This window comes from Mycobacterium montefiorense (assembly GCF_003112775.1).
GTDB lineage: Bacteria > Actinomycetota > Actinomycetes > Mycobacteriales > Mycobacteriaceae > Mycobacterium > Mycobacterium montefiorense.
The window spans coordinates 1-26,839 of sequence record NZ_BFCH01000017.1; the positions used below are offsets into that span (position 1 = coordinate 1).

Genomic DNA, 26,839 nt, shown 5'->3' on the forward strand with positions numbered 1-26,839 from the left:
CCCGCCCAGGCTCCGGCCGCAGCGGCCGGAGCCTGGGCGGGAGCAGCGGTGGGGGCCGGGGCGACGGCCCCGGGCGCGGCCACTCGGAAACCGCTGATGATGGCCTCGGTGGCGGGTGCGTCTCCGACGGCCACGGCCCGGTCGGTGGTCACCGAGAACGACACCAGGTACGTGTCGTGGCCCGACGTCGCGAGCACGTGACGGCGTGAGGTGTTCAGTGTCACGTCGCCTTCGCGGTAAGTCCCCTCGATAACTGACGACGGGAATCCGTCGAAATCGGCCATCGACGCGTTGGTGGACTGCCAGGCCAATAGCTTCTGGCTGTCGACGTAGCCGTGCGAGATGGCTTCCTTGGGATCGAAATTGCCGACCAACTTGTAGACCACGACCTGCGCGTTTGATGTGTAGACGCTGCTGCCTTGTCGGTCAGCGATCACCGCGAACGCATCGGGCACATTGGGGTCGGGCACCTGGGTCCAGCGGGCCGGAACCGGCAGCGTGATGTCGAGCGCCTTGAATGCCTGCGGCTTCTGCGGCTCCAGCTTGACGCCCTTCGAACCGAAGTAGTCGCGCAGCGTTCCGGAGGCCGCCGGGGTGACTGCTTGCGGTGCCGGCGTAATCGCGGCAGCGTTAGGCGTCGCAGCCGGGGCGGCTGCGCTGTTGGGCACCGCGGGCGAGGCGCCGACGCTCGGCGGCGCGAACGGATTCGCCGACGGCGGGGTAGGGAGGAACCGGTTGCTATTGGCCGTGCCCGGAGGTGCCGGGATGTATTGGCTCGGGGGCACCGGGACGATGGGGCCTGGTGGCACGGGAATGAGAGGATCGGCCGAAGCCGTAGCGCCCGAAAATAGGGCGAACCCGATCACACTGGCGGTGAAACCGCCTGCGACTACGCGCCAGGGGGCGGCGATCTGAGTCATCTCTGTCGGTCCTTCCGAATGGCTGGTCCACCAGCATCCGCACGTATAGAGGCCGACTGTAACCAGAGGTTAAACGCCCTGGACAGGGCCGAAATAGAGCTGGAATAAACCCCTGATCGACGCGCAACGCAACCTTTATCAACCTGTGGCCGGCGGGCGCGGCGAGCCGGCCCTTATACGCTGTTCACGTGACCGAATCGCCCACCGCCTCGTCGGGGAGCAACCCTGCGGGTGCCCAGCCGGAGTCCGACGCGCCGCCCTACCGTTACACCGCGGAGCTGGCCGGCCGGATTGAGGACACCTGGCAGGGCAATTGGGCGGAGCTCGAGACGTTCAATGTGCCCAACCCGGTCGGGTCATTGGCGCCGGCGGACGGTGCGCCGATACCTGACGACAAGTTGTTCGTGCAGGACATGTTCCCGTATCCGTCAGGCGACGGGTTACACGTCGGGCACCCCCTGGGCTACATCGCGACCGACGTATATGCCCGCTATTTCCGGATGATCGGCCGTAATGTCTTGCACGCCTTAGGCTTTGATGCCTTCGGGCTGCCAGCCGAGCAGTATGCGGTGCAGACCGGGACGCATCCGCGCAGCAGGACCGAGGCCAACATCGTCAACTTCCGCCGGCAGCTGGCCCGGCTGGGTCTGGGGCACGACAGTCGGCGATCCTTCTCGACCACCGACGTCGAGTTCTATAAGTGGACGCAATGGATCTTCCTGCAGATCTACAACGCGTGGTTCGACACCGAGGCCGCCAGGGCCCGTCCGATCACCGAGCTGATCGCCGAATTCGATTCCGGTGCCCGCCGTCTCGACGATGGCCGGGACTGGACGACATTGTCGGCGGGGGAGCGCGCCGACGTGATCGACAGCCACCGGCTGGTTTATCGGGCCGACTCGATGGTGAACTGGTGCCCCGGGCTGGGCACCGTGCTGGCCAACGAAGAGGTCACCTCCGACGGACGCAGTGACCGCGGGAACTTCCCGGTATTTCGGAAACGGTTGCGGCAGTGGATGATGCGGATCACCGCTTACTCCGACAGGCTGCTCGATGACCTGGACTTGCTGGACTGGCCGGATCAGGTCAAAGCCATGCAACGCAACTGGATTGGCCGCTCCACCGGTGCCGAAGCGCTGTTCTCGACGACCATTGCCAATGGCGACGGAGCCGGCTCACCAGTCGACATCGACGTGTTCACCACGCGCCCCGACACCTTGTTCGGTGCAACCTATCTGGTGCTGGCCCCCGAACATGATCTGGTGGAAAACCTGATCGCCAGCGCCTGGCCGGACGGTGTCGACCGCAGTTGGACATACGGCGCCGCCACCCCGGCCGAAGCCGTCGCGGCCTACCGGCGCGCGATCGGCGCGAAGTCAGACCTTGAGCGCCAGGAGAGCAAGGAGAAGACCGGCGTCTTCCTGGGCAGCTATGCAACCAATCCGGCCAACGGTAAGCCGGTGCCGATCTTCATCGCCGACTACGTGTTGGTTGGGTACGGCACCGGGGCCATCATGGCGGTGCCCGGCCACGACCAGCGTGACTGGGACTTCGCCAACGCTTTGCACCTGCCGATCGTGGAAGTGATTGCCGGAGGCGATATTTCGGAGGCGGCCTACCCGGGCGACGGCGTGCTGGTGAACTCCGGATATCTCGACGGAATGGAAGTGACGGCGGCCAAGGAAGCCATCACCGCACGCCTAGAGTCCGAGGGCCGGGGCCGGGCGCGCGTCGAATTCAAGTTGCGTGACTGGCTTTTCGCTCGCCAACGGTATTGGGGCGAGCCGTTCCCTATCGTTTACGACAGCGACGGTCGCGCGCATCCGCTCAGCGAGGCTGCGCTACCGGTTGAGCTGCCCGACATCCCGGACTATTCGCCGGTGCTGTTCGATCCCGACGCCGCCGATAGCGAGCCGTCGCCGCCGCTGGGCAAGGCAACCGACTGGGTGCACGTCGAGCTGGACCTCGGCGATGGCCTGCGACCCTACTCGCGCGATACCAACGTGATGCCGCAGTGGGCCGCCAGTTCCTGGTACGAACTGCGCTACACCGACCCGCACAACTCGGAGCGGTTCTGCGCCAAGGAGAACGAGGCGTATTGGATGGGCCCGCGACCGGCCGAGCATGGCCCGCAGGATCCCGGCGGCGTCGACCTGTACGTCGGCGGCGCCGAGCATGCGGTGCTGCACCTGCTGTATTGCCGGTTCTGGCACAAGGTGCTCTACGACCTCGGTCACGTCAGTTCCCGAGAGCCCTACCGCAGGCTGGTGAACCAGGGCTACATCCAGGCGTTCGCCTACACCGACGCCCGCGGCTCCTACGTTGCGGCCGAGCAGGTGAGCGAACGCGACGGCAAATTCTTCTATCCGGGGCCCGATGGTGAGATCGAGGTCTTTCAGGAATTCGGGAAAATCGGTAAGAGCCTCAAGAATTCGATATCTCCCGACGAGATCTGTGACGAATACGGCGCGGACACCCTGCGGGTGTACGAAATGTCGATGGGGCCGCTGGAAGCGTCGCGGCCATGGGCAACCAAGGACGTGGTCGGTGCGTATCGATTCCTGCAGCGGGTGTGGCGACTAGTGGTCGACGAACACACCGGCGAAACCCCGGTGACAGAAGGCGAATTGGACACCGACACGCTGCGGGTCTTGCACCGTACCATCGCGGGTGTAGCGGAAGACTATGCGGCCCTGCGAAATAACACCGCGGCGGCCAAGCTGATCGAGTACACCAACCACCTCACCAAAGCGCATCGCGACGCGGTGCCCCGGGCGGCCGTCGAGCCGCTGGTGCTGATGCTGGCACCGCTGGCCCCGCACATGGCCGAAGAGCTGTGGTCGCGGTTGGGGCACAGTACCTCGTTGGCCCACGGACCGTTCCCGCAAGCCGACCCCGCCTACCTCGTCGACGACACCGTCGAGTACCCGGTGCAGGTCAACGGCAAGGTGCGCGGCCGGGTGGTGGTCGCAGCCGACGCCGATGAGGACACGCTGAAAGCCGCGGCGCTGGGCGACGAAAAGGTCCAGGCGTTCTTGGCCGGTGCCACGCCCCGCAAGGTGATCGTGGTCGCGGGCCGGTTGGTAAACCTGGTGGTGTGATCGGCGACTAACGCCGGCCCGGGCGCAGCACCACCTCATGGACGTGGCCGTCGCGCGGTGTCGTCACCGCCTGGACGACCGCGGCGGCGACGGTCTCGGGCCGCAAGAAGTTGGCGGCGTCGTAGTCGCCGCCCTCGTACGCGATGAGCTCGCGCTGCATCTCGGTGTCGGTGCGGCCCGGAAATATCGTGGTGACCCGCAGGCTCGGCTCGTCGGCGCGCAGCGAGTCGGCGAAGGCGCGCAACGCGAATTTGCTAGCCGAATAGGATGCCATGCCCGGTGAAACCGTACGGCCGGCCCCGGAGTTGATGAACACCACCTGACCGTGGGCACTTCGCAGGGCGGGCAACAGCTCCAGCGTAAGAGCCACCGCGCCAAAGACATTCACGTTGAAGGTGGCGCGCCATTCGTCGACGTGCGACTCGGCGACCCGGCCGGGCAGCGACAGCCCCGCGTTATGTACCAGCACGTCGAGCTCGTCGACGACTTCGCATGCGGCCTCGATCTCGTCGATGTCGGTCAGGTCCAGTGGGAAGGTGGTGGCGCCGAGGCGTTCGGCGACGGCATCGAGCCGGTCGGAGGACCGACCGGCCAATAGCAGCGCATGCGTGGGGGCCAGCGCCGTGGCGATGGCGGAACCGATACCGCCGCCGGCACCAGTGATGAGTGCGGTTGGCATGTAGGTCAGTCTACGGACGTCACCAATGCCGTTGGAAAACAGGTACTTTCACGCGCGCTTGCGGGCGGGAGATTCCCCGCCTGCGGGGCCCGATGTCGGCTCGCCCGAGGCCAGGCGTTGCAGCGGCGCCAGTGCTTTGGTCAGCATGTCCACGTCGGACTCGGGGAGTTGGCTGAGCATCGCGGCCAAGGCAGCGTGCCGGTTGGCCAGTGACTCGGCGTGCACGGCCCGTCCCCGGGGGGTGATGTCGACCAGTACAGCGCGCAAGTCGGACGGGTCGCGGGAGCGCTTCACCAACCCGATCTTCTCCAGCCGCCGGATCGCCACGGTCGTGGTGGGGGTCCGGACCCGTTCGTGCGCGGCCAGGTCCGTCATCCGGATCGGCCCTTGATCGAGCAGAGTAACCAGGATCGACAGCTGTGCCAACGTCAATTCGCCGGCGACCACTCCGCTCGGGTCACCGCGGCGCAGTATCGAAAACAGTTTGGACAGCGCGCGGTGCAACCCTTCCGCAAGCTCGGTCACCTCGGCCGCGGTGGATTCGCTGTCCGCCATAAGTCGGCAGTCTAACCCGATATGGGTGGCGTACAAGGTAGCTACAGCGACTATTTCTAGCCCGTCAAAGCACTTGTGACAGGAATCGCTGCAACCGCTCGGTCTCCGCGGCCTCGAATATGCGCTCTGGCGGGCCGGATTCCACGACTTTGCCCTGATCCATGAACACGACAGTGTCCGAAGCCGACCGGGCGAAACCCATTTCGTGAGTGACCACGATCATCGTCATCCCGCCGGCGCCAAGGTCAGCGATGAGCTGGAGAGCGCCCTTGACCATTTCCGGGTCCAGCGCGGAAGTCGCTTCGTCGAAGAACATCAGCTCCGGAGCCATGGCCAGTGCCCGGGCGATCGCCACCCGTTGCTGTTGGCCTCCGGACAGCATGCTGGGGCGGGCACTGGCCTTGTGCTTCAGGCCAACTCGCTCCAGCTGGGTCAGTGCGAGCTCCTGGGCGGCGTCCGCGGACAGGCCGCGCAACTTGCGCGGCCCCAGAGCGACGTTCTTGAGAATGCTCAGATGCGGGAACAGGTAGTAGTGCTGGAACACCATGCCGATGCGCTGACGCAGCTCGTCGGGATCGTCGTCCAGCACCGAGCGCCCGTCGAGCAGGATGTCGCCACTATCGGGTTCGTGTAATCGATTCAGCGCGCGCAGCAGTGTCGACTTACCGGAGCCAGAAGGGCCGATGACGGCGACTGTGCTGCCCGCCGGGGCTTCGAATGTGACGCCGCGCAACACCCGTGTCCCGCCCAGGGTCTTGTGAATATTCCTGGCTTCCAACGAGACTGATGCTCGCGCTGCCGCACCGGCGGTCATATCATCCCCTGGCCGAGGGTGGAGGTGACCACCGTGGCCGGATCCTCTGACTCGTCGGTGGGGCTGCCGCGGCGAAGCCGGATGTCGATGTAGTTCACCAAATGCGTTAACGGAACAGTCAGTAACAAGTAGAAGAGGCCCGCCGCGACCAACGGTGACAAGTTACCGGTCTGCGCGTTGAGGTCGCGGCCCACCTGAAACAGCTCTCGTTGCTGGGCGACCAGTCCCAGGAAGTACACCAGTGCCGAGCCCTTCAACAACGCAATGAATTGATTGACCAGCGCCGGGAGCACTCGCCGGATGCCTTGTGGCACCACCACCAGCCGCATCGCGGCCGGGTAACTGAATCCAAGTGCCCGTGCGGCTTCCAGCTGGCCGGCGTCAACGCTCTGGATTCCCGAACGCAGGATCTCGCCGATGTACGCGGCAGCCATCAATCCCAGCGCGCCGATGCCCAACGGATACGGATTGTTGTTCGTCAGCTCGCCGACGAGCGGCCCGACGCCCATCCCGATGATGAGGATGATCACCACTTCGGGAAGACCCCGGAAGATATCGGTGTAAACCCGCGCGGGCCAGCGCAGCCAGCGCGACTGTGACATGCCGGCCATCGCCAGCCCCATGCCGAGCACCAGCCCGATCACGCTGGCGCTGACGGTCAGGATCAACGTGTTGGGCAGACCCGTCGTGAGCAGAGCGGGGATGGCTTGCCGGTAGAGATCCCAGTCCAAAAACTGGTCGCGCAATTGCGCGAGCGCGGATTTCGGGGCCGCCGGGCTCACCGACTTATGGTGATTGCCAGCGGCGATCGCGGCGAAGTCCGGCAGGTGCGGTGTCGGAGCGGCCTTGGATCCGGGTTTCCAGCCCGGCGGCAGCGGTCGCGGAACCCACTCGGAATACAGCTTCGCCCAGGTGCCGTCCGCGATGACAGCGTCCAGCCCGGAGTTCAGCGCGGCGATCAGCGGCGGGTTGTCGTTGGCGACCGCATAGGCGACGAAGTCACCCGGGGTGAAGGCATTCGCGACCACCACCGCCGGGTCGCCCGGCTTCATCAGATTGCCCGCCAACGCCGCCGGCGCCACCCAGGCGTCGCTGCTGTGTCTTGAGGCTGCCGTACACGGTGGCAAAGCCGGGATATTTCACCGGTTGCAGGTGCAAGTCGTCGACGACGTAGGACTCCTCGACGGTGCCTTGCACCACGCCGATTCGCTGTCCCTCGGCCAGGTCGCTGAAGTTCTTGATCGGCGAACCTGGTGGCACCACCAGCGCGTAGTAACCGAAGTCGTAGCCGTTGGTGAACCCGACGGTGCGACGCCGGGCGGGTGTGGCTTTCACCGACGACGAGCCGACGTCGAAGCGCCGCGACGCCACTTGAGCCAGCAGCGCGGAGAAGTCCGTGCTGGCGAAACGCACTTGCAGGCCCAGCTTTTTCGCAATGGCAACCAGCAGTTGATTGTCGAAGCCACTGAACGTGCCGGTGGCGTCGACGCAGATGGACGGCGGGGCGTCCGACAGCGTGCCGACGTTCAGGACGCCGCGCGTACCCAGGCCCAACGCATCGACGTTCACCGCGCTGAGCGGCTCGACGGTCGGCGTGGTGTGGTTGTCGTCCTGGCCGACACCGCCGATGGTGCTGAGGTCTTTCGGTACCGGGGTCGCGCTCTCGGATCCGCCCGGGGCGCATTGGTTTCTATCGGCGAGCGCGGGTCCGGCCAGCGCCAGGCCGCAAACGATCAGAATTGTCGTGGCCAGTCCGAACAGCTTGGCGCCGCGCTTGGTACGCGGGCTCTCGCACGGATTCATTACCGCCACGGTATCGACCGAACAGCAACTCGGCGCGGTGAGAGTGCGGTTTTAGAGCGCCATCGACGGCTCGCCGCAGACCAACTCGGAGCCCGCCAGTACCCGTAGCGGCTCGGGAACAACCTGGCGCACATCGTCGGGTGCGGCGAAAACTCTGCGCCGAAACAGTTCGGCCAGCATGGTCTGTGCCATCAGGTAGGCACGGCCCACGCACGCCGCCCGTGCGGCTTCCGGGTCGCGACGCTGGATCGCCGCTGTTTCGTCTTCGTAGTAGGGCAGCGTGTCGTCGCGATTGTTCTGGTAGCTCATCCAGAACGCGTGCGGGATCAGGTCTTGGGAGGCTCGGATGGTCGCGTGCAGTCGCGGTCCCGCGTACTCGTCGTTGACGGTGCGCCGGTACTCGGCGGTGAGTTCGGAAAAGACCCGGGAGTCCTTCGCGGTGCGCAGCGAGCGCATCAGCGCATCGAGCCGCCCGAGGATCCGCGGCGTCGGGTTGGTCGCGGCACGAGCCGAGGCAATCCCGTTGAGTAAGCCGTCGAGTTCGTGATGCTCGAGGACCGTGGCTTCGTCGAACCGCTCCACGAACGCACCCCGGTGATAGCGGGTCGACACGATGCCGTCGTGCTCGAGTTGGACCAGTGCCTCTTGAATCGGGACGCGACTGACCCCCAAGCCGAGTGCGATCTCGTTGCGGTCGACCCGGTCGACCCGGTCGCCGCTGCGCAGCTTCCCCGTCAGCACCAGGTTGAGGATGTGGTTAACAACCTGGTCCTTTTCTTTGACTCCGTATTTCTTCGGCATGAGTCTCTTTCAAGTCTGTTGCAGCTCCGCACCAGCGACCAGCGGTGGAAAGCCTCTCATGTATTTGCCCATTCGTTAAGGTGTTTGGCGGATGAATTGCGGGCGAACCCGAATTGACGGCGCTTACCGGTTGTCGCGCTTACCGGTTGTCGCGCCAGCGGCACAATGCCTCCGCGGCGCTCAGGTCGTAGTCGGGACCATTGACGCCAACGGTCAGCAGCGTCACCCCCAACGCGGTAAGACCTTCGGCGTTGGCGATCAACCCGGCGATGCCTTCGCCGCGGCGCACGCCGCTGTTGTCCTCCACACCGGCTGACCTCTCGATGGTGGACGGATCGCGCCCCACGGCGGCGCAGTGCTCTGCCAGCACGGCCGCGGTAGCCGGATAGGTCTCGACGGTGGTGAAGCCGTGCCAGATGTCGCCGTATTCGGCGACCAGCCGCAGCGTCTTTCGCGGGCCCTTGCCACCGATCAGGATCGGGATGTCACGGGTCGGAGGGGGATTGAGCTTGCTCAGCCGCGATGTGATCCGCGGGAATGCGGTCGCCAGGTCGTCCAGGCGGCTGCCCGCGGTGCCGAATTCGTAGCCGTACTCGTCGTAGTCCTTTTCCTTCCAGCCCGACCCGATTCCCAGGATCAGCCGGCCCTCGGAAATGTGGTCGACGGTGCGCGCCATATCGGCCAGTAACTCCGGATTGCGGTACGAGTTACACGTCACCAAGGCGCCGAACTCGATACGCGATGTCTGCTCGGCCCAGGCCGCCAGCACCGTCCAGCATTCGAAATGCGCTCCGTCGGGATCACCGTAGAGCGGGAAGAAATGATCCCAGGTGAACGCGACATCGACCCCGATGTCTTCGCAGCGGCGCACGGCGTCGCGGATGTGACGGTACTCGGGGGCGTGCTGAGGTTGCAGTTGTACACCGATGCGAACGGGACGGGTCATCAGACCACCGTAGGAGCCGCGGCCTTTCAGTGTGCGTCGAGTACCCCGCTCAACAGGTCGATCAACGCTCGGGGCTGATCGCTTTGCACGGAGTGCCCGGCGTTCTGCACGACGTGTGTCCGCCGGAAATACGTTGCCCGGCTGGCAAGTTCGGCGGCATCGTCGTCGGAGACAAATGGCGATGAGCCACCGCGGATCAGGGTGACGGGCGCGGTCAGCGCGTCGACGTCGTTCCACAAATCACCGAAGTCCGGGACTTTGCGAATGTTGTCGTAGCGCCATGACCAGCTGCCGTTGTCGAGTCGCCGCGAGTTGTGGAAGACGCCGCGTCGCAGCGCCTTGACCTCGCGGTGTGGTGCCGCGGCGACGGTGAGGTCCAACATCGCCTGAAAGCTTCCGAATTCGCGCTCGCCGGAGACCAGCGCGACCGTGCCTTGCTGCTCGGTGGTCATCTCGGCGTAGCGGTGCAACGCAGACGGGGTGACGTCGACGAGGACGAGCTCGCGCACCAGGTCCGGTGCTATCGCGCCCACCCGGATCCCGGTCAGCCCGCCCAGCGACATGCCGACGACCAGTTGGGCGTCGGGTGCGAAGTCGCGGAGCAAGGGCGCCACGGCGTCGGCGTTGTGCTGCGGCGAGTAGTCGCCGTCCTCGCGCCATCCGGAATGACCATGACCCGGCAGGTCCACCGCCAGTGCCGGCACGCCGAGCCCGACGATGACGGTGTCCCAGGTGTGGGCGTTCTGTCCGCCGCCGTGCAGAAAGACGATCCGCGGCGCAGCGGCGCCCCATCGCAGCGCGCTGACTCTGCCGTTCGGGGTATCGGCCTCGATCCGTTCGACGTCAGGCAGTGGGCCCGTGACGCCGGCCTGCTCGGCGTTCTCGGACAGCAGCGAGAACTCTGACAGCCCGTCTAGTTCGTCTTCGGAGATCTCGGTCACGATCTTTGACGCTAGAGGACATAACGGCGCCGAATGCCGTGGAATCGCTCCCACATTGCGGCGCTGCGCTCCGCGGCGCTCACCGTGGTGGTGTCCGGCGGAAGCACGCGGGTGATGTCGTCGTGTTTGACCACTTGGGTGTCCAGCGCGGCGGGTTCGCCGTCCAGCATGTGGCGGTAGGTCAGGTTCCCGCGCGCGAAGCCCTGGGTGTCCAGCCAGTTGTGGACATTCGGATCACGATGCGCCATGACCAGACGGATGCGCCCGTCGCGGTCGGCTTTGGTGCGGCTCGGCGTGTAGCTCACCGGGCGGTAAAGGTAGTCCATGCTGTTGAAGAAGACGCCCATGTTGGTGAACATCCACAGCCCGTCATGAGCGTCGAATTCGACGATCAGCGCTTCGTCGGCTGCCAGCTCCCAGTACATGTTGGCGGCGGCGCGGCCGCGTTTGCGGTCCGCTTCGGTAGCGCCGGTTCGCGGAAACGTGTTGGGGTGTTCGGCGTCGACACCGCCGTAGGTGAACGGAAACTCCGGCCAGTCAGACATCAGGCCGGTGACGAAATCGCCGGCCCATGCCATCGCCGCGGCCATGACCTCGGGGGAGGGCAGCGGTTTGGGGTCCGTCATATCGACCCGCTCGATCCGCAGCTGCGCCGGGAGTTCGCTCCAGCGGTCGAATCCCTGGCGAATGAACAGCTTTCGCGACTGCTCGGTGGTGGGCAGCCAGTTGGGGCCACGCTCGGGCCCGCCGATGTAGATCTCGAATTCACCGTCCTCGCCGACGCAGAGCTGACCCCCGAACAGGTTGGCCTCCGGTGTGTCACCGAAGGGCTCATGCAGCACGCCGGGCCCGGGGACCCGTGCGCCCTGCACTGTGACGTTGAAAAACCTTGCGGTGCCGCGGCTGCCGGACAGCCGGTAGGTCGACTGCCCGTCGATCCAGGCCTGCTGATAGGTGAAGTCGGCGCAGTCGCCGCCGAGCTTGCGGGTCGGGCCGCTGAAGGTATGCAGCACCGGGTAGCGGGTATCGCGCGTCTCGAGCGACAAGTCGAAAGCCTGGCCCAGATTCTGCGTCAGGAAGCGGAAGGCGTCGACCCGCTGCGCCCCCGACGTGGCGTTGGCGTCCTTGAAGACCTGCTCGCCCGCCCGCTGCAGCTGCGCGCAGAACTCGCTCCACGCCGAGCGTAGCGCCGCGTCGTCCACACCGTCGCCGAAAGCCATTGTCACGCACCCAATCTGTCCAACATTGCCCCGACGACGGCACAGGCGCGCCGGGCGGATTCCAGCCGGCCCTGCTGCTCGATTCGGGGTCCGATCAGTTCCAAGTCGAACCCATGCGAGTAGCCCGCGGCAAGGGTTTGCGCGACGAATCCTTCGATCGGAATCACCCCGTCGCCCGGAACCGCCCGGCCGGGCAGCGCGCGATCGCCCAGTACGTAGTCGCTGAGCTGGATGAGTTCGGTTCGCGGCAGGGCTCGCTGCACCATCGCCTCGAAATCGCCTTCCGCCCAGCAGTGAAACACGTCGATGCAGACACCCAGCCCGCTCATCTCTGCCAGCGCGACGGTGTCGCGCAGCGTATGCGCGAGATGCAGGTCGGCATACAGGCTCGATGCGTTCTCGACGGCCAGCGCGACACCGGCCTGCTTGGCGTGCGCCACGCAGGGGGCGATCATCGCGGCGAACCGGTCGGCGGCCCGGTCCCAAGCCAACGTGTCCCGGCCGCCGGTGAGCAGGTAGACCACGCGTGCCCGGGCACCTGCGGCGGCGTCGATCACCGGCAGCAGCGCATCCCGCGCGGCCTGCGGGTCGGTGGTCAACCGGCCGCCGGCGAACAGGTGATAGATCGCCTCCACGGTGTAGTCGTTGCGCCGCAGCAGCTTTGGAAATCCTGGGTCGAGCAGCTGGCTGTCCAGGATGCTCAACCGGGATAGGCCCAGCGCGGCCCAGTGCTGTTCCAGCTCGGCCAGCGCGGCGCCGTAGAAGGTGACGTTGTGTACCGACAGACGCTGGTGGGCCGGCATCGTGTCAGCCCCGGTTTTCGATTGCGACGCCGAATCGCTCACGGAACGGCCGGAATTCCGCGTGCAACGCATCGGGGTCTTCGCCGATGTCGATCAACAGCTGGGTGGAGTAGCGAAACTTGCCGTAGCGGTCGCCGCGATTGTTGGCCAGGTAGGCGCGCATCGCGGATTCGGCTTCGGGGGTGACCTCGCGGCCGCAGAACCGGTAGTAGCGCTGCACGGTGCCGACCTGGTCGGCGATGAAGTCGGTGTAGCGGATGTGCAGAATGCGCGGATCGTCCACCATCGGGTTGCTCATCGTGTTGGCGATGCCGGCCCGTGTCAGCTCCAAATGCATTTTTGCCAGGGCGTGCAGGTCAACGGGGCCGACCATGCCTTCGGCGATATCAGCCATCATCATGGTGCGCGACGCCGCAACCTGAACCGGGTCGCGGTGCAGCCAGACCAGGGTGGCGTCGGGGTAAGCGCCGAACATCTCCTTGAGCCGGAAGCCATGAAAACCCTTCAGCACCCAGTATTTTCGTGTCCGCTCAAATTGCAGCTGTTGCAGCATGGCCCGGTGCAGCCGGTACTGGGCTGCGGGATCGGCCGCCAGACCGCCGACCAGTGACTGCATCGGCACCCGCCACCAGGCCGTCGGCGTCATCACGCGAAAGTCGAACGCCCAGGTGCGTTCGTCCTCGGGTAAGCCGTTGCCCAGCATGTCGTTGTAGGGATGGCTGTGCAGCCATTTGGGCATCTTCTGGTTGATCTCGCGCCAGTCGGAGTCAGCCTGTTGGCGGCGGGGGTCGTCCGGGCCGGCCAGCCCCGGCGGCGGCGACGGGTACATCACCTCCCAGAATCGCAGCGCCCGCGCGTGCGGATCGGCGGACATCAGAGCGTGCATCAGAGTTGTGCCGGAACGCGGTTCGCCGGTGACGAACATCGGCGCGTCGACCACTTCGTCGCCGATCGGGTAGCGGCTGCGGTCCTCGATGAGTTCCAGCCGTGACGTCAGCAACCAGTGGCACACCTGCGCCGCTTCGCGGGTGCCGTCGGCGTCCATGCCGATGCCGTTCAGATGGTCGACGGCGACGGCGAAGCGCTCGGGCAAGGTAGGGTCGCCGTAGTCGCTCAAGCCGGTCTGCGACTGCGCGGCACGCAGCAGCGTGGCGGCATCCAATCGGACGTTCACGTCAGATCTCCGCACAGCCGCATCAGTTCGTCTTCTGCCGCAACGACATTGGTGGCCGACGAAGCGGCGTATGTGAGGCCGGCCATCGCGCCGTAGTCCAGAATCTTGGGCACCCGCAAACCCGCGTCCACATAGGTCTTGATGATCTCGGCGACCTCCCGGGGTGTGCCGTGCGGGACGACGGCGAGCAGCATTTCGGGCCGCACGTCGTCCAGGAACGCCAGGATTCGCTCGCGGGTGAGCACCGCGGGGTCGATGTCCTGGAACCCACGCCAGTTTGCGCCCATCGGGTGTTCAAAACCGAAGCCGCGCAAGACCTCTGCCGAGACCTGTAGTAGAAATGCCTTGACCAGCGGTGCCTGCAGAATCTCGGCCAGCGCGTCGTCGGTCGCGCCGATCAGGCACACCTGCATGAAGCCCGGCGTGATCGCCATCGGATCCCGGCCGGCTCGCTCGGCGGATGCCCTTACCGCCGAGAGCATTTCGGCGTAGTGCTCCGGGGTCCAGGCACCGGCGGGCCACCAGCCGTCGGCGTGACGGCCGGCGATGTCGAGCATCCGTGAGCCGCTGGCGCCGATCCAGATCTGTGGCACGCGGCCCGCATACGGCTCGGTGTCCAGGCGGGCGTGGTGCAGCGTGTAGAACTGCCCTTCGAAGTCAACCGGCCCGTCGCTGTCCCAGAGCAGCCGGATCACCGTCAGCGCTTCCTCGAAGCGGCTGACCGGTCGCGAGAAGTCGAAGCCGTAGGGCAGCGTGTTCTCGCTTTCGCCGCTGCCCAGGCCGAGGATGAATCGCCCCTTGGCGAGATGGTCGATCGTCAGCGCGGTCTGGGCCAGCGTGCTGGGGTGGCGCCGCACGGTGTCGACCACCGCGCTCACCAGCGGCACCCGCTCGGTCAGTACGGCGGCCGCGGCCGCTACCGCCAGGCCGTCGAGATGGCGGTGCGGCGACGGCGACGCGGTGGCTAGGTCGGTGAATTCGGGCGTCCAGATCGAGTCGGGCCAGAAGCTGACCATGTGATCGGGCAGCCAGATCGAGTGGTAGCGCCCGCCGTCGAGTTCGGCGAGGCGGGACATGTCGAGGGGCAGGGTGGTGCGCAGGAACGCGGCGGGCTGAACTTTCATCGACAGTGATGCTAAGCAACTGCACAGCATTGTGTCGATAGGCCGGCGGACACAGCTTTGAGTGTGAGGCCTGGGCTTCGAGGATGCAGTCAAGGCGGGAATGTCGGGGTATTTCGACCGTCACCGCGCACCCGAAATCGTCAGCGCACACAAGTGTGGGGCGAAGCCGCGCACTGCGACCCCGCCCCACACCCGGTAAAAGCGAACTAGCCCTCGATGATGAACTCTTCGAGCTGCGTGCGCGCGACGTCGTCCGGCAGTTGCTTCGGGGGGCTCTTCATCAGGTAGGCAGACGCCGGGATCACCGGCCCGCCGATCCCGCGATCCTTGGCGATCTTGGCCGCCCGCACCGCGTCGATGATGACGCCCGCCGAGTTCGGCGAGTCCCACACCTCGAGCTTGTACTCGAGATTCAGCGGTACGTCACCGAACGCGCGGCCTTCCAGTCGCACGTAGGCCCACTTGCGGTCGTCGAGCCAACCGACGTGGTCGGACGGGCCGATGTGCACGTCCTTCGTCTTGAACTCGCGCTGCAGGTTAGAGGTCACGGCCTGCGTCTTGGAGATCTTCTTCGACTCGAGGCGCTCGCGCTCGAGCATGTTGAGGAAGTCCATGTTGCCGCCGACGTTGAGCTGCATGGTGCGGTCCAACTGGACACCGCGGTCCTCGAACAGCTTGGCCATCACGCGGTGCGTGATCGTCGCGCCGACCTGGCTCTTGATGTCGTCGCCGACGATCGGCACACCGGCGTCGGTGAACTTCTTGGCCCACACCGGGTCGGACGCGATGAACACCGGCAGCGCGTTGACGAACGCCACGCCGGCATCGATCGCGCACTGCGCGTAGAACTTGTCGGCTTCCTCGGATCCCACCGGCAGGTAGGACACCAGCACGTCGACCTTGGCCTCACGCAGCACCTGGACCACGTCGACGGCTTCGGCGTCAGACACCTCGATGGTGTCTGCGTAGTACTTGCCGATGCCGTCGAGCGTCGGGCCGCGCTGCACCGTCACGTTGGTCGGCGGCACGTCGGCGATCTTGATCGTGTTGTTCTCCGACGCGAAGATCGCCTCCGACAGGTCGAACCCGACCTTCTTGGCGTCCACGTCGAACGCGGCCACGAACTTGACGTCGCGTACGTGATACTGGCCGAACTTCACGTGCATCAGACCGGGCACGGTGCTGTTCGCGTCGGCGTCGTAGTAGTACTGCACGCCCTGAACCAACGAGGACGCGCAGTTACCGACGCCGACAATGGCGACTCGTACCTCGGTCGACGCCTCGGGTGCGTTGTGCTGACTCATAGGGCGTTCTCCTTACCTCAATTACCTATGTCTCGGGGGTTGCTGATTTCGTGCGAGGGTCTATGTCTGCTCGGTGAGCCCGGGCGCGGCCCGCTCCGCGGCGATGAGCTCGTTGAGCCACTTCACTTCGCGTTCACTGGACTCGAGCCCGAGTTGATGGAGCTGACGCGTGTAGCGGTCGAGCGAATTGCTGGCCCGCGCCACGGCGTCGCGCAAACCTTCCCGGCGCTCTTCGACCTGCCGGCGGCGTCCTTCGAGGATCCGCATCCGGGCCTCCGCCGGGGTGCGATTGAAGAACGCCAGATGTACGCCGAAGCCGTCGTCGGTGTAGTTGTGCGGACCGGTGTCGGCCACCAGCTCGCCGAAACGCTGCCGGCCCGTCTCGGTCAGCTCGTAGACCCGACGAGCCCGCCGGACCGGGGTACCGGCCGGCGCCGCATTCTCGGCGATCAACCCGTCCGCCTGCATGCGCCGCAGCGCCGGGTAGAGCGAACCGTAGGAAAAAGCCCGGAACGCGCCGAGTAGGCCGGTCAGCCGCTTGCGCAACTCATAGCCATGCATCGGCGACTCGATGAGGAGGCCAAGGATGGCGAGTTCCAGCATCGAGTCACCTCCTTTGCATCACTGGTTACGACGGGCCGACGCCTCGCGTCATAGTATCGCTCCGATATATTAGCCACAACACCACCGAGTGTTGGCATGCAGTTGGTCACCGGGACCGGATCGACTAAACGGCAGCAGCCTGGACCGCCTCAGCTGGACGGGTAGCTCACTCGCTTGACGGTGCCGTCACCGGCGAAATCGATCGAACCGCCGCCGTAATCGCTGGACACGTACACCGACAGGGTCAGCGTTCCGGGGGCGGTCGGGTCTTTGGCCGGTTCGATGATCAGGTACGTCGACTTGACGTCGGACGCCTTGATGCCCAGCGTCTCGGGGGCCCCGCGCATGATGCCGACCACCGCCTTGACGTCGAACTTGCCCAGGTCGGCCGTGATGGACTTGGAGTCGGTCTTGGCGGAGGTGGTCGGGTCGCCCCAGCCGCCGCGGTAGTCGTAGTCCAGCACCCGTCGGTCGTCGGACGGGTCCGGGCGGTAGAAGCTGGCATAGGTGGGGTAGACCAGCAGCCGGTAGCCGACGGTGTCGCCGAACTTCTTGCGGGCCTGCTCCAGCAGGCCGGTGAGCCCCCCGAGTGACTGCAGTTGCTTGGGCGGGGTCAGCACCACGGCCGCGACGCCGTCCGGCTTGGCGCCCGGATCGCTGGTGAAGTCCAGCGGTGAGCTGGTGTTCCCGTACAGCCCCCAGCCCAGGCCCATACCGAACAGCACCGACACCACCAGCGCGGCGATCGCGAGGCCCCGCCCGCGAACTCTTGGCAGCGCCGTCGACTTTGCCGCCCGCAGCCGCGCGGGCGTGTGGTTGCCCTGCAGATCTGACACCAGCACCTTCAAATCACCCAAAGTCACAGCATTGGTTGCCTTGCTGACGCGCTCGCGGTGTTCCTCGCCGGACAGCTCGCCGTCGCTGAGTGCGTTGTCGAGCACCGCACACGTCTCTTGCCGGTCAGTGTCTTTGGCGCGGGTTGCGGTTGTCACACCGCCGCCGAGTGGTGCGCCCAGCCATTTCGCCATGGAGAAGATCGTAGAAGTCAGCTGTCGATACCGCGGCGCAGCGGCGCCGGCGGCGTTGGTTGCGTGTCGGCGGCACCGATGGCGACGTACTCTGGTGAACGTGCGACTGCAGCGACAAGTGGTGGACTACGCGCTTCGGCGGCGCTCGCTGCTGGCCGAGGTGTACTCGGGCCGCACGGGTGTGTCCGAGGTGTGTGATGCGAACCCTTATTTGCTGCGCGCCGCGAAATTTCACGGCAAAACCAGCCAGGTGATGTGCCCGATCTGCCGAAAGGAGCAGCTCACTCTGGTGTCGTGGGTGTTCGGCGATCACCTGGGTCCGGTGTCGGGTTCGGCCCGCACGGCAGAAGAGCTGATCATGCTGACGACCAAGTTCGCCGAGTTCTCGGTCCACGTGGTCGAGGTGTGCCGAACCTGCAGCTGGAATCACCTAGTCAAGTCGTATGTGCTCGGCGCGGAACGCCCGGCGCCTTCCCCTAAGGGGACTCGGTCCACGCGGACGGCACGCAACGGCGCCCGCACGGCCATTGAATAACGAAGGGCGCCACGATCAGTCGTCCGACGACCCGAATGGGCCCGCGACTGAGCGTATGGGCAAGGAAGCTAACCCCGATCGTCCGGACGATTCCGACCGTCCGGCGCACCGCGCCGACGCCGGGACGCGGCGCCGGGTTCCTCCCGACGACCGGCTGACGACGATCCTGCCGCCGGTCGTCGATGATCGGGCTCCTCGGCAGTCCGATCCCATCGACCAGGTCAGGGCGGCGCTGGACGGCCCGGTGGCCAAGCCCCGGGACGCGATCGAAGAAGTGAAGGCCGCCCTCGATGGCCGCCCCGCCCCGCCGCGGCGCGACCGCACGCTCTCGGGTCAGCCGCCCGACGGACCCCCGCCGCCACCGCGACGGGCCGGCGCGGCGGGCGGCTCCGATGTGCCGAGCCACCGGGCTCCCGCACCGGCGGTGGACTGGAGCTGGGTCGAGCAGATCAACTGGCGGTGGGTGCGGCGCGCGGCCTACCTCACCGCGGCCGTGCTGATCCTGTTGCCGATCGTCACGTTCACGATGGCGTATTTCATCGTCGACATTCCCAAGCCCGGAAACATCCGCACCAACCAGGTCTCGACCATCCTGGCCAGCGACGGTTCGGAGATCGCGAGAATCGTTCCGCCCGAGGGCAATCGGATTGACGTCAACATCAGCCAGGTACCGGTGCACGTCCGCCAGGCCGTAATCGCCGCCGAGGACCGAAACTTCTATTCAAACCCGGGCTTCGACTTCAGCGGGTTTGCGCGTGCCGTGCAGAACAACTTGTTCGGCAACGGCGATCTGCAGGGCGGGTCGACGATCACTCAGCAATACGTGAAGAACGCGCTCGTCGGCTCCGCGCAGCACGGGTTCGCCGGCCTGCTGCGCAAGTCCAAGGAACTCGTCATCGCCACCAAGATGTCGGGGGAGTGGTCCAAAGACGAAGTGCTGCAGGCCTACCTGAACATCATCTACTTCGGGCGCGGTGCCTACGGGATTTCGGCGGCGTCCAAGGCCTACTTCGACAAGCCCGTCGACCAGCTGAGCGTCTCCGAGGGCGCGCTCTTGGCGGCGCTGATTCGCCGGCCGTCCTCGCTGGACCCCGCCGTGGATCCCAAGGGCGCCGAGGCCCGCTGGAACTGGGTGCTCGATGGGATGGTCGAAACCAAGGCCTTGTCGGCGAACGATCGTGCGGCACAAACATTTCCCCAGACCGTCCCGCCCGACCAGGCCCGGGCGCAGAACCAGACCACCGGCCCCAATGGCCTGATCCAGCGTCAGGTCACCAAAGAACTGATGGAACTGTTCAACATCGACGAGCAGACCCTGAACACCCAGGGCCTGCAGATCACCACCACGATCGATCCGAAGGCCCAGCAGGCCGCCGAGAAGGCGGTGTCGAAATACCTTGACGGGCAAGACCCCGACATGCGCTCGGCGGTGGTGTCCATCGACCCGCATAACGGCGCCGTCCGCGCTTACTACGGCGGCTCGGACGCCAACGGCTTCGACTTCGCTCAGGCCGGGCTGCAGACCGGATCGTCGTTCAAGGTGTTCGCGTTGATTGCCGCACTCGAGCAGAACATCGGCCTGGGCTTCCAGGTCGACAGCTCGCCGCTGACCGTCGACGGCATCAAAATCACCAACGTCGACGGTGAGAACTGTGGCACCTGCAATATCGCCGAGGCGCTCAAGATGTCGCTGAACACCGCCTACTACCGGCTGATGCTCAAGCTCAAGAACGGACCCCAGGCGGTCGCCGACGCCGCGTTCCAGGCCGGCATCGCCAAGAGTTTCGCCGGTGTTCCGCACACGCTGTCCGAGGATGGCAAGGGCGGGCCGCCCAACAACGGAATTGTGCTGGGCCAGTATCAAACTCGGCCGGTCGACATGGCCTCGGCGTACGCCACGCTGGCCGCTTCGGGCGTCTACCATCCGCCGCATCTGGTGCAAAAGGTCGTCAACGCCGACGGCCAAGTGCTTTTCGACGCCGGCAACTCCGACAAGGGCGCCGACCAACGCATCGACAAGGCGGTCGCCGACAACACCACCGCCGCCATGCAGCCGATCGCCTCCTATTCGCGGGGCCACAACTTGGCGGGTGGCCGGGCATCGGCGGCCAAGACCGGCACGGTGCAGCTGGGCGACACCCAAGCCAACAAGGACGCGTGGATGGTCGGCTACACCCCGTCATTGTCGACGGCGGTGTGGGTGGGGACCGTTCAGGACAATGTGCCTCTGGTAACCGCTTCGGGCGCAGAGGTTTACGGCTCGGGCCTGCCATCCGATATTTGGAAGTCGACGATGGACGGCGCGCTGAAGGGCACCTCCAACGAAACCTTCCCCAAGCCGACCGAGATCGGCGGCTACGCGGGTGTACCCGTACCGCCACCGCCGCCACCGCCGCCGTCGGAGACCGTCATCCAGCCGACAATCGAGGTGGCACCGGGCATCACCATCCCGGTCGGACCGCCCACCACGATCACCGTGGCACCGCCGGCCCCGCCGGGAGCGCCGCCGGGACAGTTCGGACCGCCGTCGCCGGCGCCGCCATTCGGGCAACCGCCACCGTGACCGGCGCTGGGGAAGACAGCGCCACCATTTCCCCGCGGCCGCTGGCCGACGATCTGCGCAGCGCGGACAACCGCGATTGCCCCAGCCACACCGACTCTTTGGGCGCTGCGTTCGCCGATGCCATCGGCGGTCCGGTGGGCCGGCACGCGCTGATCGGCCGCGCCCGGTGGATGACGCCGGTGCGGGTGATGTTCATGATCGCCCTGGTGTTTATGGCGCTGGGCTGGTCGACCAAGGCGGCGTGTCTGCAGAGCAGCGGTACCGGAACCGGGGACCAGCGCGTCGCCAACTGGGACAACCAGCGAGCCTACTACGAGTTGTGCTACTCGGACACGGTGCCGCTGTATGGCGCGGAGTTGTTGAACCAGGGCAGGTTTCCGTACAAGTCGAGCTGGGTCGAGACCGATTCCAGCGGTGCCGCGCAGACCCGTTACGACGGCAAGCCCGCGGTGCGCTACATGGAGTATCCGGTGCTGACCGGGGTCTACCAGTACGTGTCGATGGCCCTGGCCAAGACCTACACCGCAATGAGCAAGCTGGCGGCGCTGCCGGTGATCGCGGAGGTGGTGATGTTCTTCGACATCGCCGCGTTCGGGCTGGCGCTGGCCTGGCTGGCGACCGTGTGGGCGACGGCGGGCCTGGCCGGCCGCCGCATCTGGGACGCGGCGCTGGTGGCCGCCTCGCCGCTGCTGATCTTTCAGATATTCACCAATTTCGATGCGCTCGCAACGGGATTCGCGATGGGCGGGTTGCTGGCCTGGGCGCGGCGTAAACCGGTGCTGGCCGGTGTGCTGATCGGTTTGGGCGCCGCGGCCAAGCTGTATCCGCTGCTGTTCCTGGGTCCGATGCTGGTGCTGGGTATCCGGACGGGCCGCCTGGGTGCGCTGGTCCGTACGGCGGGGGCCGCCGTGCTGACCTGGGTGCTGGTGAATTTGCCTGTGCTGGTGCTCTTTCCGAGGGGATGGTCGGAGTTCTTCCGGCTCAACGCCCGCCGCGGCGACGACATGGACTCGGTGTACAACGTCATCAAGTCGTTCACCGGCTGGAACGGCTTCGATCCGAAACTAGGCTTCTGGGAGCCGCCCACGGTACTCAACGCCGTCGTTGCGGCGTTGTTCGTCGCATGTTGTGCGGCAATCGCTTACATCGCTTTCACCGCGCCGCAGCGGCCCCGATTGACGCAGCTGTTGTTTCTGGTCGTCGCCGCGTTCCTGTTGACTAACAAGGTGTGGAGCCCGCAGTTCTCGCTGTGGTTGGTGCCGCTGGCGGTGCTGGCATTGCCGCATCGACGGGTGCTGCTGGCGTGGATGACGATCGACGCGCTGGTCTGGGTGCCGCGGATGTACTACCTGTACGGCAACCCGAATCGTTCGCTACCTGAACAGTTTTTCACCACGACGGTGTTGCTGCGCGACATCGCGGTCGTTGCGCTATGCGCGCTGGTGATCCGCCAGATCTACCGGCCCGACGAAGATCTGGTGCACTGGGACGGTCGCGTGGACGATCCGGCGGGCGGGCCGTTCGACCGCGCCCCCGACGCGCCGCCGCGATGGCTGCCCGACTGGCTGCGTCCGGCCCGGTCGCGACGGCAGGTAAGGCCGGCGCTCCCACGCGACACCGACATTGAACTCGAGACGGCAACAAGGCAGGCGTAAATGCTGGTCGCAATCCCGTTATTCCCACGCTTCACCGCACTCGATGCCATTGGGCCTTACGAAGCGCTGCAACGCATTCCGTCGATCGATGTGACATTCGTCGGGCACCGCCGCGGTGAGGTACGCACGGACAACGGCATGCTCGGCGTCGCCTGCGACGCCAGCTTCGACGAGATCAGCGCCCCCGACGTGGTGGTGGTGCCCGGCGGCATCGGCACACGTCGGCTGCTTCACGATGAGCCGATCCGGGGCTGGCTAAAAGCGGTACACCCGACCACGACATTCACCACCTCGGTGTGTACGGGTGCGCTGTTGCTCGCAGCCGCGGGATTGCTCGACGGGCTGACCGCGACCACGCATTGGCGGGCCGTGGATCTGCTCAACGAGATGGGTGCACGCTACGTGCCCGATCGGGTCGTCGAGCATCTACCTGAGCGCATCATCACCGCCGCGGGGGTGTCCAGCGGCATTGACATGGGCTTGCGGCTGGCCGAGCTTCTCGTCGACCGGGTGGCCGCGCAGGCCGCTCAGTTGCTGATCGAATACGACCCACAGCCGCCGTTCGACTCCGGTGCGCTCGCCAAGGCCGACGAGGCGACCAAGGCCCGCGCCGAGGAATACCAGCGCCACCGGCAGTAATCCACGCCACACACTTCGGCGCTCGTGCGGTCGAGTGGTGCTACTTCACAACCGAAGTTCGTCCCCTGGTAACCATTTGGTCCCCTCGCCTGCACCGCCCTTCAGAAGCATCTGGACGACTGCTCTGCTGCTGCTTGGCGAAAAGGAGAATCCGGATGCTAGCTCGCCCTCGAGGCTCCCTCGGCTTGGCCGCGATCGCGGTGCTGGCGACGGTGTTGCTGGCGGCGTGTGGTCAAAGCGCCAGCGCGGGCCGAAGCGGCGGTGGGCCCGGCGGCCGCAACCCCGGCGAACTGGTCTTCGCCGCCGTCCCGTCAGAGAACGCGCAGAGCCTGCAACAGGCCTACCAGCCGCTGATCACGTTGCTGCAGAAGGCAACGGGCAAGACGATCCGGTTCCAAAGTGCCACTAGTTACTCGTCGGCCATCGAGGCGCAGCGCGCCGACAAGGCCGACTTCGTCCAGTACGGCCCGTTCTCGTTGGTCACCGCGCAGAACAGCGGGGTCAAGGTCACCCCGATCGCCGCGGAGACGGTTGCCAAGGGCACCCCTCCCGGTTACCACTCCTACGGCATCACGCGGCCCGGTACCGGTATCAACAGCATCGCCGACTTCAGGGGCAAGAAGATCTGCTTCGTCGACCTGAACTCGACGTCGGGCTACCTGTACCCGTCGTCGGCGTTGATCAACGCGGGCATTGACCCGAACAAGGATGTCACCCAGGTGATTTCCGGTGGTCACGACGCGTCGGCCCTGTCGGTGCTCAACGGCCAGTGCGACGCCGGCTTTGCTCAGGAAAGCATGATCGACACAACGTTGCCGGGTAAGGGCCAGCTCAAGCCGGGCCAGCTGAACGTGGTGTGGAAGTCCGATCTGATTCGCGGCTCGCCGATCGGGATCAGCGACGACCTTGCTCCCGACCTGAAGTCCAAGATCATCAACGCGTTCGGCAACGCCAATGTCGACTACATGAACGCCAATGGCATCTGCACCCCGGCGTGCGCGCACCTCGGTGAGGTCAACGGCTGGGGATATGCGACGGTGGACAACTCGTTCTACGACAGTGTTCGCAAGGTATGCCAAACGACCCACGCCAAGCAGTGCGCGGGACAGCAATCGTGACTGCGGATGAGGCGGTCCGATTACAGTGCGTGACAAAGCGTTTCGGACCCGAGATCCGAGCGCTCGACAATATCTCGCTGACGGTGGCGCCTGGCGAGATAGCTGTCCTGCTCGGGCTGTCAGGGTCGGGCAAATCCACCCTGCTGCACCACGTCGACGGTCTGCAGCGGCCAACCGCCGGTACGGTCACCGTGCTGGGCACGGACGTGGGCGGTGCGTCGGGTGCCGAACTGCGCCGTCTGCGCCGCCGGGTCGGCTTCGTGTTCCAGCACTTCCACCTGGTCGGCAGCCTCAGCGTGCTGGAGAACGTATGCACCGGCGCGTTGGGCCGGCTGCGCTGGCCCCGGCTCGGACTCTTCAGTTACCCCCGGGACACGCGCCGCGAGGCGCTGGGCCATCTGGATCGGGTTGGCTTGCTGGACCGTGCTTTTCAACGTGCGGACACGCTCTCCGGCGGCCAGCAACAGCGGGTCGCGGTGGCTCGTGCGCTGATGCAGCGCCCGGAGATCCTGCTCGCCGACGAGCCGGTGGCGTCGCTCGATCCGGAGTCGGCCGCCCAGGTGATGCAGCTGATCCGGGAGATCAGCACCGAGGAGCGACTCACCGTGCTGTGCAGCCTGCACCAGGTTGCACTCGCGCTGAACTGGGGCGACCGGGTGATCGGGCTGCGAGCCGGGCAGGTGGTGTTGGATCGGCCGGTGGCGGACCTCGACCACGACGATGCGATGGCGCTGTACGCCAACGTGAATGTGGACCCATTGCTCGTCGCCGGCGTCCCTGCGTGACCTCGTGCGTGACCACTGAAACCGTCCCGCAGACTCAGCGCACACTGCGGCCGCCGCGGCCCAAGAGCACGGCGGCCTGGCTGGCCATCGCAGTCTTGGCGCTGGTCGGTTGCTGGGCTGTTGCCGACTTGCGGATCAATGCCGCGACCTTCCTCGAGGGCGCCTGTAACGCGGTGGATTTCGCGGGACGCATGCTGCCGCTGGACTTCCCGCCCGTTGGCGAGCTGTTGCAGCTGTGCGGTCAGACGCTCGCGATCGTCATATCGGCAACGGTGTTATCCGTGCTGATCAGTGTTCCGCTGGCGATCCTGGCCGCGGCCAACACCACACCCGGTATCGGGGCCCGGTTCGGTGCGCGCACCCTGATCGTGATGGTTCGGGCGATCCCCGATGTGGTGATGGCCATCGTGTTCTTCCGGATCTTCGGGCTCGGCGCGATGACCGGCGTGCTGGCGATGGGCCTGCATTCGGTGGGAATGGTCGCCAAGCTCTATGCCGACGCGATCGAGCACATCGACGAGGGGCCCCGGGCGGCGATTCGCGCCAGCGGCGCGGGTGCGGGGCAGCAGCTGATGTCGGGCGTGCTGCCGCAAGTGCTGCCGGCGTTCGTGGCGACCGCACTGCACCGCCTCGACATCAATCTGCGGATCTCGGTGCTGCTGGGTTTCGTCGGTGTCAACGGCCTTGGCTACGCGATAGCCACTGCATTCAAGCAATTGGACTACCGGCGCGGGATGGCGCTGGCCGCAGTCGTTCTCGTGCTGTGCATCCTGGTCGAGCTGATGTCGGGAGCAGTCCGGCGGGCGTTGCTGCACAACACCGACGGGCGATCGGCGCGCGGTGCGCCGCTACACACCGGCGATCAGGTCAGCCCGCCCTGGACGGCCCCGCGGTTGCGCCGCGCCGGGTACGGCGCGCTGACCGTGCTGGTGATGCTGATGGCCGCGGCGGGCGCGGACCTCAACCCGATCCACTTCCTGGATTCATTGCAAAGTATCGGTAGGAATGCCGGACTGTTCTGGCCGCCGGACACCGCGGGCATCTTCGGAAAGCTGTGGTCCGATCTGTGGGTGACGGTCAAGATCGCGCTGGGTGCCACGTTGATCGGCGCTGTGCTGGCATTGCCCATCGGCTGCCTGGCTGCCCGCAATGTCGCACCGAATCCCCATGTTGCCCAGATGTTCCGGATCTTCGTGGTGGTGATTCGCGGCATCCCGGAATTGGTGCTGGCAGTGGTATTCGTGGTGATCACCGGGCTCGGTGCGGTAGCGGGCACGCTGGCATTGACCGTTGGCAGCATCGGGCTGCTGGGCAAACTGGTAGCCGATTCGCTGGAAGAAATCGATCCGGGTCCTCAGCAGGCCATCCGCGCGACGGGCGCGGGTCGCTGGCAGGTGTTCGCCGCCGGAACACTGCCGCAGGCCGCACCAAGTTTCGTCGGGCACGTGCTCTACCAGCTCGATGTGAACATCCGCGCGGCTACCCTGCTCGGCATCGTCGGGGCCGGTGGCATCGGCTTCGATCTCCTCAGCGGTGCGCAGATCCTCGAATTCGGCTTGGTCACAACGATCTTGCTGATGGTGTTCGTCACCGTGCTGGCGGTGGAAGCGCTGGCGGTATGGCTGCGACACGAGGTGAGCTGAGCGGCGGTAACAAGTGTGCGGGATGTTCACCTGCAGGGGCGCCGACGTTGGCCACGGCGAAGTTGTTCGGACAACCTTGCCAACC

General features: G+C 66.0%; 22 protein-coding genes and 1 pseudogene. 8 read left to right on the forward strand and 15 right to left on the reverse strand.

Annotation, left to right across the window (positions count from 1 at the left end; genetic code table 11):
* On the reverse strand, positions 1-920 hold a 920-nt coding region (locus DB708_RS09950), incomplete at its 3' end, for an LpqN/LpqT family lipoprotein (RefSeq protein WP_108921794.1).
* A 188-nt stretch (positions 921-1,108) separates the two neighbouring features.
* On the opposite strand from DB708_RS09950, the gene leuS reads away from it, so the two are divergent.
* Positions 1,109-4,021, forward strand: a complete 2,913-nt coding sequence (gene leuS / locus DB708_RS09955) for a leucine--tRNA ligase (RefSeq protein WP_108921795.1) — start codon at positions 1,109-1,111, stop codon at positions 4,019-4,021.
* A gap of 7 nt (positions 4,022-4,028) precedes the next feature.
* Here the strand turns inward: leuS and DB708_RS09960 are convergent, their stop codons facing one another.
* The 14 genes and pseudogenes from DB708_RS09960 to DB708_RS10025 all read right to left on the reverse strand — a co-directional run bounded on the left by DB708_RS09960 (position 4,029) and on the right by DB708_RS10025 (position 17,816).
* Positions 4,029-4,700 carry an SDR family oxidoreductase gene (locus DB708_RS09960; protein WP_108921796.1) on the reverse strand — a complete coding sequence of 224 codons (672 nt, stop codon included), beginning with the start codon at positions 4,698-4,700 and terminating at the stop codon, positions 4,029-4,031.
* A 48-nt stretch (positions 4,701-4,748) separates the two neighbouring features.
* Positions 4,749-5,255, reverse strand: a complete 507-nt coding sequence (locus DB708_RS09965; protein ID WP_108921797.1) for a MarR family winged helix-turn-helix transcriptional regulator — start codon at positions 5,253-5,255, stop codon at positions 4,749-4,751.
* A 64-nt stretch (positions 5,256-5,319) separates the two neighbouring features.
* Positions 5,320-6,069, reverse strand: coding sequence for an amino acid ABC transporter ATP-binding protein (locus DB708_RS09970; RefSeq protein WP_108921798.1), 750 nt, complete (start codon positions 6,067-6,069; stop codon positions 5,320-5,322).
* Positions 6,066-7,872 (reverse strand): annotated as a pseudogene (locus DB708_RS09975) (ABC transporter substrate-binding protein/permease). The gene DB708_RS09970 and the pseudogene DB708_RS09975 overlap by 4 nt, the downstream one beginning before the upstream one ends.
* Before the next feature lie 51 nt (positions 7,873-7,923).
* Positions 7,924-8,673, reverse strand: a complete 750-nt coding sequence (locus DB708_RS09980) for a GntR family transcriptional regulator (protein WP_108921799.1) — start codon at positions 8,671-8,673, stop codon at positions 7,924-7,926.
* A gap of 139 nt (positions 8,674-8,812) precedes the next feature.
* Positions 8,813-9,619 carry an LLM class F420-dependent oxidoreductase gene (locus DB708_RS09985; protein WP_108921800.1) on the reverse strand — a complete coding sequence of 269 codons (807 nt, stop codon included), beginning with the start codon at positions 9,617-9,619 and terminating at the stop codon, positions 8,813-8,815.
* A 26-nt stretch (positions 9,620-9,645) separates the two neighbouring features.
* Positions 9,646-10,560: an alpha/beta fold hydrolase gene (locus DB708_RS09990; RefSeq protein WP_108921801.1), complete on the reverse strand. Its 915-nt coding sequence runs from the start codon at positions 10,558-10,560 to the stop codon at positions 9,646-9,648.
* A gap of 11 nt (positions 10,561-10,571) precedes the next feature.
* Positions 10,572-11,780: a DUF1214 domain-containing protein gene (locus DB708_RS09995; protein ID WP_108921802.1), complete on the reverse strand. Its 1,209-nt coding sequence runs from the start codon at positions 11,778-11,780 to the stop codon at positions 10,572-10,574.
* Positions 11,781-11,782: 2 nt separating this feature from the next.
* On the reverse strand, positions 11,783-12,583 hold the full coding sequence (locus DB708_RS10000) for a sugar phosphate isomerase/epimerase family protein (protein ID WP_108921803.1): 801 nt from the start codon (positions 12,581-12,583) through the stop codon (positions 11,783-11,785).
* A 4-nt stretch (positions 12,584-12,587) separates the two neighbouring features.
* Positions 12,588-13,757, reverse strand: a complete 1,170-nt coding sequence (locus tag DB708_RS10005) for a sulfotransferase family protein (RefSeq protein WP_108921804.1) — start codon at positions 13,755-13,757, stop codon at positions 12,588-12,590.
* Positions 13,754-14,881 (reverse strand): LLM class flavin-dependent oxidoreductase, encoded by a 1,128-nt coding sequence (locus DB708_RS10010; protein WP_108921805.1) that lies wholly within the window; start codon positions 14,879-14,881, stop codon positions 13,754-13,756. The genes DB708_RS10005 and DB708_RS10010 overlap by 4 nt, the downstream gene beginning before the upstream one ends.
* Before the next feature lie 206 nt (positions 14,882-15,087).
* Positions 15,088-16,185 carry an inositol-3-phosphate synthase gene (locus DB708_RS10015; protein ID WP_108921806.1) on the reverse strand — a complete coding sequence of 366 codons (1,098 nt, stop codon included), beginning with the start codon at positions 16,183-16,185 and terminating at the stop codon, positions 15,088-15,090.
* A 60-nt stretch (positions 16,186-16,245) separates the two neighbouring features.
* On the reverse strand, positions 16,246-16,788 hold the full coding sequence (locus DB708_RS10020) for a PadR family transcriptional regulator (RefSeq protein WP_108921807.1): 543 nt from the start codon (positions 16,786-16,788) through the stop codon (positions 16,246-16,248).
* Between the two features lie 149 nt (positions 16,789-16,937).
* Positions 16,938-17,816: a DUF1707 SHOCT-like domain-containing protein gene (locus DB708_RS10025; RefSeq protein WP_108921808.1), complete on the reverse strand. Its 879-nt coding sequence runs from the start codon at positions 17,814-17,816 to the stop codon at positions 16,938-16,940.
* Positions 17,817-17,916: 100 nt separating this feature from the next.
* On the opposite strand from DB708_RS10025, the gene DB708_RS10030 reads away from it, so the two are divergent.
* The 7 genes from DB708_RS10030 to phnE all read left to right on the forward strand — a co-directional run bounded on the left by DB708_RS10030 (position 17,917) and on the right by phnE (position 26,754).
* Complete coding sequence (locus DB708_RS10030) at positions 17,917-18,351, forward strand: DUF5318 domain-containing protein (RefSeq protein ID WP_108922223.1); 435 nt, start codon at positions 17,917-17,919, stop codon at positions 18,349-18,351.
* Positions 18,344-20,914, forward strand: a complete 2,571-nt coding sequence (locus tag DB708_RS10035) for a transglycosylase domain-containing protein (RefSeq protein WP_409347583.1) — start codon at positions 18,344-18,346, stop codon at positions 20,912-20,914. The genes DB708_RS10030 and DB708_RS10035 overlap by 8 nt, the downstream gene beginning before the upstream one ends.
* On the forward strand, positions 20,911-22,569 hold the full coding sequence (locus DB708_RS10040) for a glycosyltransferase family 87 protein (RefSeq protein ID WP_108921810.1): 1,659 nt from the start codon (positions 20,911-20,913) through the stop codon (positions 22,567-22,569). Before DB708_RS10035 ends, DB708_RS10040 begins: the two co-directional genes overlap by 4 nt.
* Complete coding sequence (locus DB708_RS10045; protein WP_108921811.1) at positions 22,570-23,208, forward strand: DJ-1/PfpI family protein; 639 nt, start codon at positions 22,570-22,572, stop codon at positions 23,206-23,208.
* Between the two features lie 155 nt (positions 23,209-23,363).
* Positions 23,364-24,326 (forward strand): phosphate/phosphite/phosphonate ABC transporter substrate-binding protein, encoded by a 963-nt coding sequence (locus tag DB708_RS10050; protein WP_108921812.1) that lies wholly within the window; start codon positions 23,364-23,366, stop codon positions 24,324-24,326.
* On the forward strand, positions 24,281-25,111 hold the full coding sequence (gene phnC / locus DB708_RS10055) for a phosphonate ABC transporter ATP-binding protein (RefSeq protein WP_108921813.1): 831 nt from the start codon (positions 24,281-24,283) through the stop codon (positions 25,109-25,111). The genes DB708_RS10050 and phnC overlap by 46 nt, the downstream gene beginning before the upstream one ends.
* Before the next feature lie 8 nt (positions 25,112-25,119).
* The gene (gene phnE / locus DB708_RS10060) at positions 25,120-26,754 is read left to right on the forward strand and encodes a phosphonate ABC transporter, permease protein PhnE (RefSeq protein WP_201263480.1); all 1,635 of its coding nucleotides are present in this window, start codon (positions 25,120-25,122) and stop codon (positions 26,752-26,754) included.
* The last annotated feature ends 85 nt before the right edge of the window (positions 26,755-26,839 follow it).

Excerpts from the sequence above, each read along its gene's own strand:
- DB708_RS09960 (WP_108921796.1), bottom strand. The coding sequence starts at position 4,700 with ATGCCAACCGCACTCATCACTGGTGCCGGCGGCGGTATCGGTTCCGCC.
- DB708_RS09965 (WP_108921797.1), bottom strand. The coding sequence starts at position 5,255 with ATGGCGGACAGCGAATCCACCGCGGCCGAGGTGACCGAGCTTGCGGAA.
- DB708_RS09970 (WP_108921798.1), bottom strand. The coding sequence starts at position 6,069 with ATGACCGCCGGTGCGGCAGCGCGAGCATCAGTCTCGTTGGAAGCCAGG.
- DB708_RS09980 (WP_108921799.1), bottom strand. The coding sequence starts at position 8,673 with ATGCCGAAGAAATACGGAGTCAAAGAAAAGGACCAGGTTGTTAACCAC.
- DB708_RS09985 (WP_108921800.1), bottom strand. The coding sequence starts at position 9,619 with ATGACCCGTCCCGTTCGCATCGGTGTACAACTGCAACCTCAGCACGCC.
- DB708_RS09995 (WP_108921802.1), bottom strand. The coding sequence starts at position 11,780 with ATGGCTTTCGGCGACGGTGTGGACGACGCGGCGCTACGCTCGGCGTGG.
- DB708_RS10000 (WP_108921803.1), bottom strand. The coding sequence starts at position 12,583 with ATGCCGGCCCACCAGCGTCTGTCGGTACACAACGTCACCTTCTACGGC.
- DB708_RS10010 (WP_108921805.1), bottom strand. The coding sequence starts at position 14,881 with ATGAAAGTTCAGCCCGCCGCGTTCCTGCGCACCACCCTGCCCCTCGAC.
- DB708_RS10015 (WP_108921806.1), bottom strand. The coding sequence starts at position 16,185 with ATGAGTCAGCACAACGCACCCGAGGCGTCGACCGAGGTACGAGTCGCC.
- DB708_RS10020 (WP_108921807.1), bottom strand. The coding sequence starts at position 16,788 with ATGCTGGAACTCGCCATCCTTGGCCTCCTCATCGAGTCGCCGATGCAT.
- DB708_RS10025 (WP_108921808.1), bottom strand. The coding sequence starts at position 17,816 with ATGGCGAAATGGCTGGGCGCACCACTCGGCGGCGGTGTGACAACCGCA.
- DB708_RS10045 (WP_108921811.1), top strand. The coding sequence starts at position 22,570 with ATGCTGGTCGCAATCCCGTTATTCCCACGCTTCACCGCACTCGATGCC.
- DB708_RS10050 (WP_108921812.1), top strand. The coding sequence starts at position 23,364 with ATGCTAGCTCGCCCTCGAGGCTCCCTCGGCTTGGCCGCGATCGCGGTG.
- phnC (WP_108921813.1), top strand. The coding sequence starts at position 24,281 with ATGCCAAACGACCCACGCCAAGCAGTGCGCGGGACAGCAATCGTGACT.